Below are 18,348 nucleotides of genomic sequence, written 5' to 3'. Positions count from 1 at the left end.
TGGTTCAATGCCTGTTGTGGCTAGTTGGTTTACACGCACAGCAACAGGGCTGGGATAAGCATTTTCAGGCCAATACCATTGGGCATCGAACGGTACTCTCAACGATTCGCTTGGGATTGGAGGTACTCAGGCGGCCTGATTATCAAATCACGGAGAAAGAATTGCTGGCGGCCTGGGTATTATTCGCCAATCAGTTGCTCAAATATGGCTATGCTATGGCTGATTTATGAGGGGATCCTTCAGTGCTAAGTACGGCCTTGTTCTCAGAGAGTCGAACTCAACCATTATTAATGGCAATCATATTATTTACTTTAAATTTTAGCATGTTATTCGATTTGCACCCACTAGCGTCCTCTCTACCTAATGGACAAGGTGATAAGTTTTTTATTAACTTTGAGTTAAAAAACATATAGTTACATTCCTTTTTTAACAATCCATTTTTACGAAGCTTGGCCAGCATAATATCTAACTTAATTATACTTATATGTAAAATGTCCGATATTTCCTCTCTAGTTAGCTTGACATCAACTTTAAGCCATTCATCCTTAAAGTTACAGTCGAACACTGTTAACAAGTCAAAAACTAACTTTACTAACTTTTCGTCAGGAGAGGACGTTAGTAAAAAAATTGCCAAAGCCGTTTGTCTTTCCAAGAAATAGTTTGAACTAAACATAAACTTAGTAAAAAGATTAATATTTGTGTGAGATAAATTGTTGATTAATCTTTTATCTATAAACGTTACTTTACTATCCCTCGCAACTATTATTTGTTTGCAACAAGTACATTTATCCTCTAAGAGCAAATGATAATCAGTCAGCCTACCTGGGATTATTGCATTTACAAATTTTGGTCTAGTGTAATCGTTAGTCCGTTTGGCATATAAAATAAGTCCATCGTCTAAATATATAAAATTGTTTAACAACAACTGCTTACTTATCGGGCTTCCTTTGGGTAAAGTCTTTGTTACACCATTTTCATATATAAAATCCACAATGCATTTTTCAACTTTTTCGGGGAAAAATATTGTCGACTGTTCCCTCATTCTTGCGTTTAGATCTACTGCGTTCATGATAAAGCCATCTAATAGTTACCACGTGTATTAATCATAATAATTAATACACGCTTTAAACATACCACTTATCAATTTTATATTTATGAAATCGTGACGCAATCGACACTTGGTAAAAATGCGTGATGACAATCAAAAAAATCAATTAATTGGATTTGTGACTAGTATCATCATTTATCATATAACTTCTATATGCGTATATACATATTTCTAACTAAATTATGCTTAAATCTTAAAGCGTCAAAGACATTCGTTAAATAAATGCTGATGTGCTTTTTGCATACTTAAATTGATCACATTTGCAGTTATTAAATACGGATAAAAATAATGAGCTTAAGTGCTTAAGGTTAATGGTTTGCAAAATGTGGTACGAGGCTTAATAATGAAACACTTATTATCAGCAATACTGTTGATTAAACTAATTCTTTTCATTCCTTTAGCATATTCTACACCTTGGGATGGCCTAACAACTGAGCAGGTTGAGTCGACCCTTGAAGATAAGTTTACCGCAGGTAAATATTCGCCTAAAGGTGCAGATTCTTGCCTAGTGTGTCATAAGAAAAATGACAAAGTGATGGCTATTTTCGATGGCAAGCATGGTGACATGAGCCATTCCAATTCCCCCATGGCGGGATTGCAGTGTGAGTCTTGTCACGGCCCTCTAGGTAACCATAACAAAGGTGGCAAAGAGCCAATGATCACCTTTGGTCAGGACAGCAAGTTATCCGCCCCGACTCAAAATACTGTGTGCTTGGGTTGTCACCAAAATACCGCCAAAGCAGGTTGGCATAATAGTTTGCATAATCTGGAGGAAATCGCCTGTGCATCCTGCCACCAGGTACATGTGGCTAAAGACCCTATCTTAGATAAACAACAGGTTAACCAAGCTTGTACTTCATGTCATACCCGCGAAAAAGCGGATATGAGTAAACGTTCATCCCATCCCTTAAAGTGGGATCAGATGACGTGCATCGATTGTCATGCACCTCACGGTTCATCAAATGAGAGCGCCCTCAAAAAAGCCACAGTAAATGACACTTGCTATAGCTGCCATGCCGAAAAACGCGGCCCCTTCCTATGGGAGCATGCGCCCGTAACCGAAAACTGTTCAACCTGTCACAACCCACACGGCAGTGTGAATGAGGCACTGGTGAAGCAACGCGTACCACAGTTATGCCAGCAGTGCCATGCCGATGACGGTCATGCTAGTCGCGTCGTGAGCCAGCCGAGTACCAATGCCTTTGGCGCTGGCATGGGTTGCTTGAATTGCCATAGCCAAATCCACGGTTCCAACCACCCTGCCGGCAGCAATTTTGCGCGTTGATTAAGGAGTCTAAGATGAAGTTTAAATTAAATTTAATCACCATTGGACTGCTTGCCGCTTCTGCAAGCGTTAACGCCGCAGACTTTTCGGTAAAGCAAGCCAATACCAGCAAGGTCAACACTAGCGCCTATCAATGTAAGGCTTGCACAGTGAAACAGGGCTACCAAGGCGAAGTGAACACCAATGTTGGCTGGGCAAGCAGCGACGATATCCACTCAGGTAACAGCTTTGGCGACAGTGATACGGGTTGGCGTGGCAGTGTCGGTGGTGATGTGAGTTATCGACAAGGTGAATACCAGGCAGTGATGAAAGCCGATGAACTCGGTTCGGACAACGGTTATCTGCACCTCGAAGCCGCCAAGAACAATCTGGGCGGCATCCAACTCGATTACAGCATGATGACTCGTTATGACGCCACTGCCCAAACCCAATTATGGCATAACAATGGGTTGCTGCTACCCGACAGTCACACCCGCTACCTTGACCTTGAATTACAGCGTGAAAAAGTCGGCATCGGCCTTGAGGGTGAGTTAGATGCGCTGCTTAACGGCCTCAAGGGCTATATCAACTATGACCAAGAGGATAAAACGGGCAATCGTCGCAGCAGTTTACTAGCCAACTCAGGCCCAATGAACTTTGCCTTGCCCGTCGATGCAACTACCCAAAATATCAATGCGGGTATTAGCATCGACCAACACCAATGGCAGAGCGAACTGGCCTATAACGGCAGTTATTACCGAAATCACATTAATCACTTAAGTCTACCCTATGCCGACAATGTGTATGCTGCTACCCCAGATAACGATGCCCATCAAGTCTCGTTAACGGGCCAATACCTACTCGGCACGAACGTGATTAACGGTCGCCTCGCTACTGGCCGAATGATTCAGGATGACAATCTTATCCAAGTCAGCGGCAATCCCCTGCAAAGCTGGGACGGTGAAGTGGAGACCTTAGACGCGCGTATCGGCTTTAGCAGTATGCTGAGTCCCCGTTGGCGCCTAAACAGTCAGCTGGATTACAGCGACCGCGATAATAAAAGCTCTACCTGGGATTTTGCCCAATTTGAAGTGGACAATGTCAGCGGTGCTTTTAAGCAAAACGTTGCGATGGATATTCAGCGCACCAACTTCAAACTGCAGAGTAGCTACCGTTTCAACAGCGACTATCGTTTACTCGGCGGTTTTGATTATAAAGCGGTGGAACGTAACTATACCGAGCGTGAAGAAACAGAAGACAGTGCGCTGTGGGCCAAGCTGAATATCCGTGTCATCCCTAAAACAGTGGTTGACCTTAAAGCCAGTTATGAAACCCGTGATGGCTCAACTTACGACAGCCTTGAAGCCACGTCCATCGAGGAAAATCCGTTGTTACGCAAGTTTTACCTTGCAGACAGAAACCGTAATGGGCTCGAACTCAGCGTTAATCATACTCCCCTGCAATGGTTAACTCTTGACTTCGATGCCCATTACAACAATGACGACTACGATGACACCCTCATTGGTTTAACTGAGGTGCAGGACTACGGTTACAACGTACAACTCAGTGCGCAGCTCTCCAACAGATTCAACGTTTTTGCTAGCGCAGGGCAACAATGGATTGAATCTGACATGGCAGGTAGCCAAGCCTATTCCACCCCAGATTGGTACACCAATGTCGACGATGAGTTTATCGACCTCAATATCGGTTTCACCTACGACGGGCTGATGGATGACCGCTTAAGCATTGGGGGCAATTACCAATTTGCTAACTCAGCGAGTGACACCCTAATCACCACGACCACTAACCAGCCTTACGGCGATTACTACTCCTACAGCCACAACTTTGAGCTGTATGGCCGTTATGCACTGAACAACAGTATGGGACTGAAACTGAGCTATCAGTACGAACGTTACTACGATACTGACTATGCCGAAGTCAGCCTCCATGCCGTTCCGGGATTAGTGACCTTGAGTGAGCTTAATCATAACTACAACGCGCATCTGCTGATGTTGACCTTCAGCTACATGCTGCCTTGATTTAAAAGAGGTGAAGAGAATGGAACGTAGAAGTTTTTTAAAGATGAGTGCCGCGGTGACCGCTGCAGCGACAATTTCTGGATGCAATAAAAGTGCGAGTGAAACCAATGTTGTACCACCGCCGATAACGCCCACAGATGAAGTCATTAATTGGTCCGCTTGTTTGGTTAACTGTGGCTCAAACTGCCCCATAAAAGTGTTCAGTAAGGATGGGGTGATCACTCGTATCGAAACAGATCATGAAACCACTGATGAGTATGGCGTTAATCATCAAGCAAGAGCTTGCCCCAGAGGCCGGTCATTAAGGCAACGAACTTACGCTACCGACAGACTTCGCTCACCAATGAAGCGTGTAGGTAAGCGTGGTGACGCTCAATTTGTCCCGATAACATGGGAACAAGCTTATTCTGAAATAGCTACGAAATTACAAGCGATTAAAGAAGCTTATGGTCCAGAATCTATATATATGCATCATGGTTCAGGAGCATATTATGGCTTTTCATCCAATACAGCCACTTGGGGACGCCTATTAAACTTAAACGGCGGCTTTCTAGACTACCACTGGGATTATTCTTGGGCTGGTGTCTACGCGGCATGTATGGCGACATACGGAAGTCAATGGGACAGTATTAGTGGTTCATCTCTAAGCGAAATTGAAAATTCTGACCTATTTATTGGTTTTGGATTTAACCCTAATGAAATTCGCATGAGTGGTAGTGGTGAAGGTTATGACTTTGTGAAAGCCCTTGAAAAAAACCAAAAGGGAATTAAAGTTTGGATGATCGAACCTCGTTACACTGATTCTATGCGTGGGAACGAAAATGAATGGCTTGCTATTCGCCCAGGAACAGACGCAGCATTAATCGAAGCTGTTATTTATCAGATGATTAATTCTGGCTGGGTAGACTCAAATGCGAAGTCATTTTTAGATAAGTATGTTGTAGGTTATGACAGGAATTCTTTAGTTAATGCCAAAGCATCTATCGCGTTACATTCAGATCCATTCATTGCATCACATGCACAGTATGTAAACCCAGATGAAAACTATTTTGATTACATCATGGGGCAAGGCATTTATTCCGCTAACGGAGCTAAAACTCCAAGTTGGGCGGCAGCTATTTGTGGTGTATCTGAAAATAAGATCAAACAATTAGCTACTGCAATTATGGCTGCTGAAGCGCCATATATTTCTGCTGGAGCAAGTATTGGTCGACATGCTAACGGTGATCAAGCAACCCGAGCTGTTTATACCCTAGCGATAATGACAGGTAAGATTGGCCGTTCAGGGGTAAATAGCGGTGCAATGCCGAGCAGTTATAGCTTTGGGGTATCAGGAATGCCGGCAGGTAATAATCCTGTTGAAGTAACAATCCCAGTCTTTACATGGTCAGATGCTATTGTTCGAGGCAAGGAATTTACAGGTACCACAGATGGTGTTCGATACAAGAAGAGTGGCAGCCAAGAACTAGTAGATAACAACCCTGCTAAATTAACAACCAACATCAAAGCCATAATCAACTGTGCGGGTAACACACTGGTAAACCAACATTCTGACATTAATGGTACAGCAGAGATATTACAAGACGAGACACTTTGTGAATTAGTGATCGTAAGTGATTGTTGGATGACAGCTTCTGCAAAATTTGCAGACTATCTGTTACCTGATAGTACTTGGCTTGAATCTGATGACTATGCAAATGACTCTTATGCATCAGGGCAGATGGCCTATGCAACCTTCATGAGTACATCACTAACTCCTCTTGGCCAAGCTCAATCAATGTATGAAATGTGTACTGGCATAGCCAAGGCAATGGGTAAAGAGTCTGAATATACCAATGGGCTAACTGGCCAACAATGGTGTGAAAAACTCTACAGTGAAACAAAAGCGATGAATCCAGACGTTGCGATGCCCAATACCTATGAAGAGGCTCAAAAAATTGGGGTATTCCGCAAATATATGCCAGCTTCATTTGTAGCGTATCAATCATTTATTCAAAACCCAACAGCAAATCCACGACCAACGATTTCAGGAAAGTTTGAAATATTCTCCATTTCCCTTGCTCGTAAAGCGGCAACTTGGACATTGCCTCCAGGAGACAAAATTACTGCCCTGCCACAGTATGTTGTCACTTGGGACGGGTATGAAGATGCTGATGCGATTAATGCTGGTTATCCATTACAACTTTGTGGCTATCACACAAAAGGTAGAGTCCATTCAAGTTATCACAATGTCGCTTGGTTACGTGAAGCGGTTGAAGATGCGGTGTGGATGAATCCCATTGATGCAACTCAACGCGGTTTAGCCGATGGAGATAAAGTCCATATTTTCAATGACAGAGGTACGATAGAGATTCCAGTCAAATTAACACCTAGAGTAACACCAGGAGTTTGCTCCTTAGGGCAAGGTGCATGGTACAAACCAGATAGCAATGGTCGAATTGGTCCATCTGGTCATGTGATTGATATTGGTGGTTGTATTAACACATTAACCAAATACCATCCTTCGCCCATTACAAAGGGGAATCCACAACATACCAATCGTGTTCAGGTAGTAAAAGCTTAAGGGTAATCAAAATGACAGAAAAAACTCAATTTGGATTCTATTTCGATAGTAGCAAGTGTACAGGCTGTAAGACTTGTCACATTGCTTGTAAAGACCGTATGGTTGGAAAAATTCGAAACAAAGATGACGTAGCCTTAAATGGCGTAGCTTCTCTACCTGGCATGTTATGGCGTCGAGTGTATGAATACGGTGGCGGAACATGGAACCAGAATAGCGATAATAGCTTTGAACAAGATGTATTTGCTTACTATACCTCGCTAAGTTGCAATCATTGTTCTGAACCTGTTTGCGTCAAAGCTTGCCCAACCGGAGCGATGCACAAACGCAAGGAAGATGGTCTTGTGTTAGTTGAAGAATCACTTTGCATTGGTTGTCAAAGTTGTTCTAGAGCATGTCCTTACGATGCTCCGCAAATTGATAGAGACCGAAAAGTCATGACTAAATGTGATGGTTGCTACGATCGTCTTGCCGAAGGTAAAAAACCTATTTGTGTCGAAAGCTGTCCTTTGCGGGCATTAGATTTTGATACGATGGAAAATCTACGAGCAAAATATGGCGATGGAGATGAGCATTTTGCTCCCTTACCTTCGCAGTCAATAACGTCTCCAAACTTGATTGTAAAAGCCTCACGAAACTCAAAATCAACAGGCAATGGTAGCGGTAAAGTATTGAATATACGCGAAGTTTAATGACCATTTAAGTTAAGGTGCAATGAAAATTGCACCTTTTTAAAATATAAAAAGATAATTCAACCATCATGAAAAGAAATAATCTCGCAACACTCAACGAATTGAAAGCTATATCAAATATTTTTCATTCAGTATTAATGATATACCCTGAGGCAGAATTACTAAATCAATTCAAAGAGCAAAACCTAGCCAAAGATTGGCCAAGATTAACTAATTCCAAAAGAGAATCTCAAGCTTTAGATGAATTGTCCCGATTTCTAACACAATGGAGTGATAACAATGATGCACTCATTAAGCTTAAATTAGATTACGGAACGGTTTTTTATGGTCCAAACACTCCCAAAGCAACACCTTGGGGGTCAACCTATTTATCACCTTCACAGCTATTAAATGACAGCAGCACTATTGAGTTAAAACATTTTTACGCCAAACACGGAATAAATGTTAAAGCCGAAAGCAATGAACCTATTGATCACATCGGCTTAATTATGGCTGTTATTAATTTTTTACTAGGAAAAATGATAGAAAACCCTAGTAACGATGATTATAGATTAGTTCTTACAGAGCTATTAGAGACCCATTTTCTACCGTGGGGAAATCGGTGTTTGCAGTTAGCTTATGAAAATTCTGAATCAGACTATTATAAAGGATTTTCAAATTTAGGATTAGAGTTCTTTGAATATTTAATTAAAACATTCAACTTAAAAGTTAAAGTTATAAATATTTATCGTTAGGTATCAAATAATGACCTTATTAAATTCAATAAACCAACAATGGGAAAAATCTCATTTAAGCGATGCGCTAAATCAAAAGTTTAGAAACTACAGTCAAATAAATCAATTTATTACGGGTGCAACCAGTTTAAATTCTGTGACATGTATGATTGCTGCACTGGTATACAATGAAGGTAAACCAGATTGGTTGCCCAGAAAAGTTAACTTAAACAAAATATCAGAAGAACATGTTTTAAACTGTTTGTTTATTAGCTGCCAGTTACTATTTATAAAAGCATTGCAAGATAACGAACTTAGCCAATGTGAAAGGCTCATATTCACATTGGCAAATATCTGGGCAAACAACTTCGCCCCCAAAAGCTCTAGTATCTGCGGCTTAATAAATAAAATATGTTATCAACTAGATATCATAACATTACAGAATGGGTTAAAAAATAAATCAATAAGATAAATGCATCTTTTACTTTCACTTTGCATCTGGATTTTTAAATTATATGGATTGGTTCTAATTTTTAATTAAACCTGATAAGCTTGTTCTGTATCTTCCACAGTACTATCTATTTTCAGCTCTAAAATATCATTATAAAATAATCAACTGGAAACAGTGCAAGTTATCTTTTATCAACCGTAATTTATTCTTTTTTTGGATTAAGAAAGATATGATTTTATGCAAACTGCAAGTTCAAAAATGCATAATAGTTATATTTTCAGTAAATTATCATAAATTCCGCACTAATGATTAAGCGTGTGTTATCTATACCAATATTCATTTTTAATCCTAAGCATCAACTAGCGAGCATCCTATTATTCTATGACCTATATTTAGCCTTATTTACAAGCACTTAGTATCTTAGCATGATTAAATAGAAAGTTAAAAATCCATGTACTGTAAAAATAGCGCGCGATGTATTGAATCGGGTGACTTAGATCTACTTCATATGTGACTTTATTAAGTGACTACGCAACTGTGAAATATAATGAGCATACTCGTTTGGAGGCGTCGCTGAGAACTTAGTGAACCAAGCCAATAATAAATCTTTATAAATACTCGCTATAGATATAGAAATAATTTGACTGGGAATATTAAAACTTATTGTAGGAAAAGCCTGATTTAATTTTTCCTGTAGAATTTTGCTCATAAGCATATTCACATTTGTTAATAAAAAATCAAGATCATTCCCCAATTTATAACTCATAAAAAATCGATTGTTTCCTAATTGACGTGACCGATTCAAAAACGATACTAAGTGAGGTTGTGGCTCAGTCTGCAGCCAGTTTTCAGATGTTGTAAGATCATCGAATAACAGGTTAAACATATCCTCATGAATTTCAAGCATAATGTGTGCTTTAGATGGATAATGCTTATAAAGTGTACTGCGGCCAACATTAGCCTCTTCGACAATGTCTTTTACAGTAATGTCATTATAGTTTTTGTTCTTTACTATTAGTATAAGTGCATTCTTAATTGCACTTTTAGTTCGGCAACGTTCTCGCTCTCCACGTTCCATAGCTTAGTATCTCACATTATAGCCAACAAATCATATTCGTCTAAGTATGGACAATATATATAATTTGTCTATATTTTGCAAATCTTAAAGCATTTATCATTATGACTCGACATTAACTTTTGTTTTATGAGAGGGTTGTTTATGAAATTTAGCTTAGTTTTTTTGTTTTCGGTTGCTTTTAGTATACCAGTTACTGCTAGTGAAATAATTTCAGCTGAAAAAATTATCAGGAATCAGCATCAGCTGCTAATCAATAAGATTAGCTCAATTGAAGCTGAAACACTTAATAAATGGATAGAAACCAAGAAAGATTTTATTCTTTTAGATGTTAGAGAGCCTGAAGAAATTATTGCTGTAAATATAGATATAAATAATAAGATAAACATCCCTAGGGGAACGGTGGAATTTAATGTTCAGAGGTTGATCCCAAATAAGAATCAACATATTGTTGTTATGTGTTCCCATGGCATTAGAAGCACAATCGTTACTGATACCCTTAATAAATTTGGGTATACCAATGTTTACAATCTAAAGGATGGGCTATTTTCATGGGTTAACTCTGGACACAGAGTAAGTAATTTTTATGGTTCATTTAAGATTGATGAATTTAAATCAAGCATGAAATAATTTTTTAAATTTGGAGTTTTTATGAATATTGTGATGTTACTTTACCCTGGTATAACGCCTTTAGATTTATTTGGGCCATTACAAGCTTGGTCATTAATAAATGATGTTAATATTCAACTAGTTTGGAAAAATCGTGAGCAAATAGAGACTGATACTAGCGCATATTTATTGCCAACTTGCACCTTTGATGAAATTGATGCTCTGCCGAGAGTTGATATACTTTTTGTTCCAGGAGGAAAACTTGGTGCATTTGAAGCAATGCAAGATCAAGAAGTTTTAGATTTTTTAAATCGTACCGCAGATAAATCATCTTGGATTACGAGCGTATGTACAGGTGCACTTATTCTTGGTGCAGCAGGATTATTGGAAGGCTATAAAGCAACGACACATTGGACAATGGTCGATATGCTTCATTCATTTGGTGCTGTCTATACAAAAGGCCGCTATGTGATTGATCGTAATCGTGTAACAGGTGGCGGTGTTACTGCTGGAATTGACTTTGGTCTTGCTATTATATCACGTATTATTGGTATCGATAAAGCACAAGAAACTCAATTACTACTGGAATATAATCCAGATCCACCGTTTAACTGTGGTCATCCTGATGTTGCTCCTCCAATTTTAGTAAATAAAGTTATTTGCGATTTGATGGCAATCGGTTATCCCGTCATAGCAAAGAATATGTAGCCACGTTCAGTTATTTACTGAGCATATAAAATATTAAGATTAACTTGCACCCTAAAATATTTTGATTGAAGTACACACAAACATCAATCGTAAAGCTAAAGGGTGCAAGTGTTAATTGCCTTATATAATCAATCTCTATCTGTATTCTCATACTCCTATCTCTTTTGGAGCAATATATTACATAAGGACATAGAGGCTAGAAATATTCCTGTAGCTTTCGATTGAAAGCTATGCACATCAGTTTGTACAAACTTAAAGGGCTTTGTATGCCTGAAACTCAGAACATAATTTGATATTTGAACAATTTTTGGACTTGTTAGTAAATCCGATTTGGAAACAAAGCTCATCCTAGATCATTGCTGAAACGTTTTGAGGCAAATCCGAGCTATAACATCTGAGCCAGCATAGATCGCCCGATTTTGAATCACTCGGAATCTGTCCCAGCAAACGCACTATTTTACTACTACGTCAACTTGATAGAAGCTATAAAGCTGTGGCCAGTTTCTTGAACGCTACAGACCACTACACTAGCTCGACAGTTAACTAGGCACACCAGAGTGCAAGCAGAACTGAGGCGGCAAATATCACTTGGCAAGTTTAATTAAGATGCCTCTATGGCAAGAGTGCCCTTATGTCACAACCTAAGGCTTCCGCCAACTGATAAGCCTTCTCGAGCGTGATGTTTACTTCCCCACGCTCAATTCGTCCCATATAACTGCGGTCTATCTCAGTCAATAACGCAACTTTTTCTTGGGAAATACCATGCCGTTTACGCTCTTCCCGTAATTTAGCCCCAAATTGGATTGCTAAGTCTTTCATTTTTCATCTCGTTAAAGAGAAAGACTATCCAAAGTTGCGGCTTATAATGCCACGGATTATAATCCGCATTTATGCAAGCAATGCTCTTCTAATGCCTAGTGGGAGCACTAAACAGCCTCTAGCGAGAACGTCATGTCTAAAGCCTCAATCAAAATATGCCCGACTTTACATACCATTCTCCAGGACGAGAGCTTCAACAATTTTCAAGTTATGAGTTTACGCGATGCTTATCTTGCTGTTTCAACTAGCAGTTTAACTGTCAGTAAAACTTACAATTTCATTTATCAGCAGATCCACAGACTCGTGAAAAAAGGGCTCTTAGATAAAAATGTAGACCCACTGTCGAAAGAAACGACTTATCAAAAGACAACGAATTTTTTCCAAGCGAATTTCATCCTGCAAAGCGCAAAAAAATCCGAAGCCGTAGAGGTAACACCTACAAATAGGGAAAAGCATAATACTATTAAACAATTAGAAGAGCGGCTCAAGCAGTCAGAAATCGATTTACTTACGAGCATAGGTGAGTCGGAAGAGTATATGCGCTTATACCAATCCTTTCCTGAAATGAAAGCTCATCTCGAATCACAGTATTTGTTGGCTCGTGAAACGAGCTCAAAACTGCTAGGTCAAATCAAAGCGATTAAATCAGCTATTACCCATCAGCAAAAGTAACTCCATGCAACTTAGACAATGGCAATCTGAGTGCGTCAAACGCGCTCTAAGGCACTTTCATGGTACTCACAAACATTTCCTTTGCTTAGCAACACCTGGTGCAGGCAAATCAATTATGGCCGCCGAAGTTGCTGCGAAACTATTTGAGGATGGTCTAATCGATTTTGTGTTGTGCTTCTCTCCATCAGTAAATATCTCTCAAGGGATGAAACAGACATTTTCCACTCGTCTGGAGTGCCGATTTGATGGCGTGATAGGTTCAGTCGGTTGCTCTTATACTTACCAGGGGATGTTGGCTTTTAAAGAGGATTTCTGGCAATTACTGAGAAGGAATAGAGTTCTCGTTGTCTTTGATGAGATCCATCATTGTGCAGGGAGATCTCTTGAAGATGCAAACGCATGGGGGGAAGAAATCCTACTCAACATACAGGCCCAAGCGCAGTACACCCTAGCGTTAACGGGCACGCCTTGGCGCTCTGACCAAGCACCCATTGTCTTATCTCGATACACAGATCCAGATAACCAAATTCAATGTGACTATGTCTATGGCCTTAAGGAAGCCGTTGCAGAAAGTGTATGCCGTAGCCCTCACATTGTGCTAATCGATAATGACAAAATTTCAGTTACAGACGAAGAAAACGAAACAAAGACTTATCGCTCTTTGGATGAGCTACTGAAAAGCTCATCAATCTCTTATCAGTCTATCATCGAGAATCATGAGGCGATTCAATATATCTTAACGTTAGCAACAAATAAGTTAAAAGCCATAAAACAGTCCAACCCTAATGCAGCCGGACTTATTGTCGCATCATCTGTATCACACGCAGCAGATATCTTAAACACACTCAAAAATGAGTTTAATGAAACAGCTCAGATAGTTACCTACAAAGAGGATGATCCATCTGCCAAGATAAATGGATTCAGAAACAGCACAACTAACTGGATCGTGAGTGTCGGCATGATAAGTGAGGGGACTGATATCCCTCGCCTGCAGGTTTGTTGCCACCTTAGTCGAGTAAAAACTGAGCTTTACTTTAGACAGGTTTTAGGTCGTATTTTACGAACTAATGATTCGCTTAATCAGCAAGCTTGGTTATACACCTTTGCTGAACCAAAACTTGTAGAATTTGCAAGTCGTATAGCAGAAGAAATACCTGATATCCCAGTGATATTCAGCGAGCCAATTGAGATAAAGCTCAAACAAGAGTTATCCGAACACCATGATATGACACTGAAAATGATTCCACCGACTAGCTGTAATATTCTCAATATTGGCAGGCAATACCTCGATAAACAGACAAAATCTGATTCTGCAGAGATTTTCTTGGCGGAAAATTTTGGCACCTCAACATCACTATCATTCGAACTCTTAGGTGGCTTTAGAGAAAAAGTTGTCTCAACTTTTGACTCTCCGTTTTAAATTAAAATGTCAAAATTATGGTGCCACCACTTTTCTCAGAATTTTAAGTTTTATGATGAAGTCATAAAACTTAAAATGATTTAACAAGCTATATGAAGCACGTATAAATAACTACACTGACAACATTTTGCAGCCAATCAGATATTTGATTTAAAATGACTACTGGCTAGTATTACTAGTCGATTACATCTGCTCCATTTGCAGACAGCGACACATAATACAAAATAGTTTACAATTTAGGTTAAAACATTTCCGATTCAGCAAATCTAACTTCTGGAAGTGCATCAAGTTTAGCTTCCGCCAGTATTCGATTTAATTCAATATCGTCATTTTTGCTTTTATTCAGAATATCTCTTGCTAACTTAACGCAAGCGGCTCGAACAAATGAAATACTCACTGACTCTCTACTGGAAGGGGAAATATTGCAGTATTCTGCGCTATCAAATATGACAGGTAGAATCTCCGTTAATACTTCAATATTATCGGGGGATAAATACTCTCGGCAGTACATCTGATTAGCTGTCCAAAGTAGTGCTGGTAAACCGACAATCCGATTTGACCCAATAAGGTAAACCAGTCTCAAAATCAATTTATCGATTGCAGGAGAAGCCTTCTGATTTCGCCAATCTAAAAGCGTGTAGGCTGCATATGCTAATTTATCCACATCTTCAGATTGAAATCCTTGTCTAATCAGTTTTTCTACCCGTCCGATAAATATTTCGCTTGCGGCAGCAAAGTAGGAAAAAGCTATCAAGACCTGCGATGTTTCAACTTCGGTATAAAAAGCAAATAATTTTTTGAAATTTTCTTCTGTCAATGCGCTAGAATGCAAAGATGGAACAACAGATCGAGCCAATACTGCACCGATTAAGTCAGCGGTTTGTTCATTTTCTTGTTTGGCAAAATTAAGCCTATCGTTATCATTTCTTTGCGGTCTCCAAGCAACCAGTTGTTCGAAATATTTGATAGCTTGCTCTCCAGATGGAAATTCCTTTACATCTTCAGCTAGAGCTGCATTTACTATATCTAACAGTAGATCCACATTAATCAGTTTTGCTTCTGTTGCGTCAAACAAATAACTCCTGACAAGAGCTTTCACACTCGAAGGGTTTTGTGAAGGCAACTCAAGCAGTGCATGGTGGAGCAAACCCGTTTCAGGAATAGTTTGCTGGCTGATATTGTCACCCCACACTTTCTCTGTAATTTTATTAAGCTCCTTAACCGTCAAAAAACTATTCTTAATTAAAGGAAAAAGGCGTATGAGAGCTGGTGCACTTTGAGTGGAGCATGGTGCTATGCACTCTATTATTTCATCTACTCGACGATCTAGAACCGGATTTTTTTTCCTTTCTCCAGGGTTTCTGATCACTGGATTAACCCACTTAGTACGCTCTTTAATGGTTAACTCAACTTGAAGTGGGAACGATAAGGCATCCACTAAGACATCCTGTTGCTGTAACTCGGGAATACTCTTTAAAGCAAATTCGATCAAATGCTTAATTGAATCAAAAAGCCAGAAATGATGAAACTCAGGCTTCTTACCAAGAGATACTGCCATACGGAATAACTCCATGGCTTGCTCCGGCGTTGCACGCACGGATACACGAGCCAACACTTCGATAAAAATCCCCAAACGTTCTATAGCATAACTTTCAGATTTATCTGTAAACTTTACAGTCCAATAATTAATTGCCTGCTTGCACTGATTCAGTAAAAAAATTATGCCATCTTCAGGAAGTCGTGCGATCTGAACTCTTGAAAACACTTTGTTCAAAATATCAGACGTACCGCTATTGGCTGCACGGATAGCAAATGCAAAACGGTGAATATTATCAATATCCTCAAGCTCAGCGAGCCTAGATGCCTGTTCAACAAGAAAGCCAACATAATCCCATCGTAATGGCATACCTACAGTATTCGAAACCCCTTCCAACAGAAGCAACGGATGCAGTTCATTGCTAAAATTTATTGTGTAGCCATTATTTTTATAACGTCCAGGTTCGAATAATGGTTCAATCGCTTGTTGTTTTTGCTGTTTATCTAATGCCTTCGAAATTTTATCTCTAATATGCTCAATATGATCCCATGGATCACACTTAGAATCTCGATAGCTAAATGGGAAAACTTTAAACTCTTCATTAAATGAAGACAGATCTATACCGCGCATTAACCTATGCGCCCATGCTAAGCGAGAAAGTACATGAATTGAATTACGGTCATTACGGTACTGTAGAAGAAGCTCCTTGTATGCCTCAGTCACTAGCCTCTCACCTTTATCAAAATGCCCAAGCTCGGCAAGTAGAGACGCCTTTCTTAATTTCCAGATTGGGTTGGAATTGGTGATTTTTTCGACACATTGTTCTAAGATGGCGTAATCGAACCTATCTCGCGCCACTATGGCGTTATGGTATGCAAGCTCATTAACGCTTTCAGCCCAGTATTTTTCGCCTTTCTCCAGTAACGCACTAGTCGTTTGGGAAATCGATTCAGCTTCAGATGGGCTCATCCAGCGCGTATTTTTAAGCAGTAAAAGAGCTATTTCCAACTGCTGCTTTTTTGTCAATGTGCATGTTTGTTCAGTGTCGCACATGGTAAGTAGTTCTTTCGCTAACCAAGGTGGAACAGCTTCAAAGGTAACTTGGTGACGCCAAGATATTTCATACAATAGCTTTGCTTTACAATTTGCGGTCATTGCAGACAAATTTTTTTCGCTTGGTAAAGGCTCTGATATTTGATGCCGCAACTCACCTCTCTGAAAATTGGGAACAATCAACCACCCAGGATAAGACAGTCTATCCTTCTCTAAAGATGGAAGCTGTTCTACCAATAACTTGGCAGCATAATCAGGCTCCTTATTAATCCTTTTGCGATCTACACCAGTTGCCGTTTCACGACGCAAACTCGTTGGATACCACTCCCAAGTCTGCTTTGGCTTTAGCTCTCTAAGTGCCTTAAAAAAAATCTTTGTGGCTTCCAAATGCCTGATATCTTTATCATCATAGTCTGCAACCAAGTCATCTAAGTCTATAGGCGCAACGTTGATGGATTCGAGGTATTTACGCTTAGCGGAGTTTAATCCTAAGGCTCCAACTAGGTAAATTCGTCTGGAATGATTTGCCAGATGATCTCGAACCCACCCAGTCCACTGCAGAAAGTTTGGATCATCACCGGAGAAGCCCAATAAACACAATTCGTTCTCAATAAATGCTTGCCGAGAAAAATTCACAAACGCCGCATGTTGTTGCGGGTATTTTCGGTAATCTTCTTGAGTGAAAATTAAGTCTTTGGTTACGTCGATAGTCCCATGCAACTTGACAATTCTAGGTGATCTTGCACAGGAAAGGTCCTCCTGCTTAGACACAACACTATAAACTGGATGATGAACTTCAATTGACGCTCGTTCAATTAAAGTATCCCAGTTTGTCGTTAATACTTCTGACCAAGGTAATTCAAGTAATTCTCGATGTAGTGGACCAGGATTCCAACTAACATCATTAACTTCCTTTTTGATGAGATCGTAAAGTGCTTGCTGGCCGAAATATGCACAGTACTCTTCCGCTAGGCGCAGAGGGTCAATACTCCCTGACTGTAATTCTCCAGCAAGCGTTTTTGAAAAATCATTCCATAGTGGTAATTTTCTGGTGGCGTCTCCGGTAGATGCTGCACATCGACTAAAGCCAGCACCCACCATAACGGCTGCACCATGATAGGAACTATCTTGTTGCCAAAGCGCAGATGCAAATTTTTTTAATGCTGCATAATCGGGAAGAGAGGAAATATTCGTAACCATTAAAAACCTACCTAAAAATGCTTTTGAAATCAATCAAAATACTCTCGCAAGTACAGCCAGTCAAATACACAAAACATAGCAATGACAAAGCATCAAAAGCAATTTCATAAAATACGTACACCATGAGCTCAGCAGTCTCCAACCACAAATGATGAAAATAGCCTAACAGTGCATTTAAAAAACGGAGGACAACGAGGACATGATCAGACAATCTAAGACAAGCAAAACATTCCACTGTCGTTTACGTGAGTCACTAGCTTACTCTGAGACAAAAGCATCTTATAAGTTGATCATTCAAGAAGTGTTCAGCTTTAGGCTTTAATGAGTAATTAAGATAAAAAACACCAAAGATAGTACATTGAAAAAAGTATAATACTATTTTTTAATATAATGAATTCAATCACTAAAACATTTTAGTACAATTAAAG

Annotated in this window: 14 protein-coding genes and 1 pseudogene; 11 read left to right on the top strand and 4 right to left on the bottom strand. The window is 39.7% G+C overall.

Annotated features, from left to right (window positions below; all coding sequences use genetic code 11):
* Nucleotides 1–230 (top strand): annotated as a pseudogene (locus L5M37_RS14065) (IS4 family transposase); the annotation flags it as partial.
* Between the two features lie 47 nt (nucleotides 231–277).
* On the opposite strand, the gene L5M37_RS14060 reads toward L5M37_RS14065, so the two are convergent.
* Nucleotides 278–1,069 (bottom strand): Crp/Fnr family transcriptional regulator, encoded by a 792-nt coding sequence (locus L5M37_RS14060; protein WP_263168011.1) that lies wholly within the window; start codon nucleotides 1,067–1,069, stop codon nucleotides 278–280.
* A 382-nt stretch (nucleotides 1,070–1,451) separates the two neighbouring features.
* Here L5M37_RS14060 and L5M37_RS14055 point away from each other — a divergent pair, with 382 nt between their 5' ends.
* From L5M37_RS14055 to L5M37_RS14030, 6 genes are all read left to right on the top strand, one after another.
* Nucleotides 1,452–2,393 (top strand): DmsE family decaheme c-type cytochrome, encoded by a 942-nt coding sequence (locus L5M37_RS14055; protein ID WP_263168009.1) that lies wholly within the window; start codon nucleotides 1,452–1,454, stop codon nucleotides 2,391–2,393.
* 14 nt (nucleotides 2,394–2,407) lie between these two features.
* The gene (locus L5M37_RS14050; protein ID WP_263168006.1) at nucleotides 2,408–4,411 is read left to right on the top strand and encodes an MtrB/PioB family decaheme-associated outer membrane protein; all 2,004 of its coding nucleotides are present in this window, start codon (nucleotides 2,408–2,410) and stop codon (nucleotides 4,409–4,411) included.
* Between the two features lie 19 nt (nucleotides 4,412–4,430).
* Nucleotides 4,431–6,974, top strand: a complete 2,544-nt coding sequence (locus tag L5M37_RS14045; RefSeq protein WP_263168004.1) for a DMSO/selenate family reductase complex A subunit — start codon at nucleotides 4,431–4,433, stop codon at nucleotides 6,972–6,974.
* 11 nt (nucleotides 6,975–6,985) lie between these two features.
* On the top strand, nucleotides 6,986–7,663 hold the full coding sequence (locus tag L5M37_RS14040; protein ID WP_172591570.1) for a DMSO/selenate family reductase complex B subunit: 678 nt from the start codon (nucleotides 6,986–6,988) through the stop codon (nucleotides 7,661–7,663).
* A 68-nt stretch (nucleotides 7,664–7,731) separates the two neighbouring features.
* The gene (locus L5M37_RS14035) at nucleotides 7,732–8,397 is read left to right on the top strand and encodes a molecular chaperone (RefSeq protein ID WP_263168003.1); all 666 of its coding nucleotides are present in this window, start codon (nucleotides 7,732–7,734) and stop codon (nucleotides 8,395–8,397) included.
* A 10-nt stretch (nucleotides 8,398–8,407) separates the two neighbouring features.
* Nucleotides 8,408–8,848 carry a hypothetical protein gene (locus L5M37_RS14030; protein ID WP_263168002.1) on the top strand — a complete coding sequence of 147 codons (441 nt, stop codon included), beginning with the start codon at nucleotides 8,408–8,410 and terminating at the stop codon, nucleotides 8,846–8,848.
* A gap of 478 nt (nucleotides 8,849–9,326) precedes the next feature.
* Here L5M37_RS14030 and L5M37_RS14025 read toward each other — a convergent pair whose 3' ends face one another.
* Entirely contained in the window at nucleotides 9,327–9,905 is a 579-nt protein-coding gene (locus L5M37_RS14025; RefSeq protein ID WP_263168001.1) for a TetR/AcrR family transcriptional regulator, read from the bottom strand.
* A gap of 141 nt (nucleotides 9,906–10,046) precedes the next feature.
* On the opposite strand from L5M37_RS14025, the gene L5M37_RS14020 reads away from it, so the two are divergent.
* Nucleotides 10,047–10,532, top strand: coding sequence for a rhodanese-like domain-containing protein (locus tag L5M37_RS14020; RefSeq protein WP_263168000.1), 486 nt, complete (start codon nucleotides 10,047–10,049; stop codon nucleotides 10,530–10,532).
* Nucleotides 10,533–10,553: 21 nt separating this feature from the next.
* Nucleotides 10,554–11,219, top strand: a complete 666-nt coding sequence (locus L5M37_RS14015; RefSeq protein ID WP_263167999.1) for a DJ-1/PfpI family protein — start codon at nucleotides 10,554–10,556, stop codon at nucleotides 11,217–11,219.
* Between the two features lie 612 nt (nucleotides 11,220–11,831).
* Here the strand turns inward: L5M37_RS14015 and L5M37_RS14010 are convergent.
* Nucleotides 11,832–12,038 (bottom strand): helix-turn-helix domain-containing protein, encoded by a 207-nt coding sequence (locus L5M37_RS14010; RefSeq protein WP_263167998.1) that lies wholly within the window; start codon nucleotides 12,036–12,038, stop codon nucleotides 11,832–11,834.
* A 132-nt stretch (nucleotides 12,039–12,170) separates the two neighbouring features.
* Between L5M37_RS14010 and L5M37_RS14005 the strand changes: the two genes are divergently transcribed.
* Nucleotides 12,171–12,710, top strand: coding sequence for a response regulator (locus L5M37_RS14005; protein ID WP_263167997.1), 540 nt, complete (start codon nucleotides 12,171–12,173; stop codon nucleotides 12,708–12,710).
* A 4-nt stretch (nucleotides 12,711–12,714) separates the two neighbouring features.
* Nucleotides 12,715–14,130 carry a DEAD/DEAH box helicase gene (locus L5M37_RS14000; protein ID WP_263167996.1) on the top strand — a complete coding sequence of 472 codons (1,416 nt, stop codon included), beginning with the start codon at nucleotides 12,715–12,717 and terminating at the stop codon, nucleotides 14,128–14,130.
* A 241-nt stretch (nucleotides 14,131–14,371) separates the two neighbouring features.
* Here L5M37_RS14000 and L5M37_RS13995 read toward each other — a convergent pair whose 3' ends face one another.
* Nucleotides 14,372–17,953 carry an SIR2 family NAD-dependent protein deacylase gene (locus L5M37_RS13995; RefSeq protein ID WP_263176885.1) on the bottom strand — a complete coding sequence of 1,194 codons (3,582 nt, stop codon included), beginning with the start codon at nucleotides 17,951–17,953 and terminating at the stop codon, nucleotides 14,372–14,374.
* Nucleotides 17,954–18,348 lie beyond the last annotated feature (395 nt).

This window comes from Shewanella sp. SM69 (assembly GCF_025653985.1).
In the GTDB taxonomy this organism is placed as follows: Bacteria; Pseudomonadota; Gammaproteobacteria; order Enterobacterales; family Shewanellaceae; genus Shewanella; species Shewanella oncorhynchi.
Note: the sequence above shows the minus strand (reverse complement) of the source record. Positions and strands in the feature narration are given on the sequence as shown.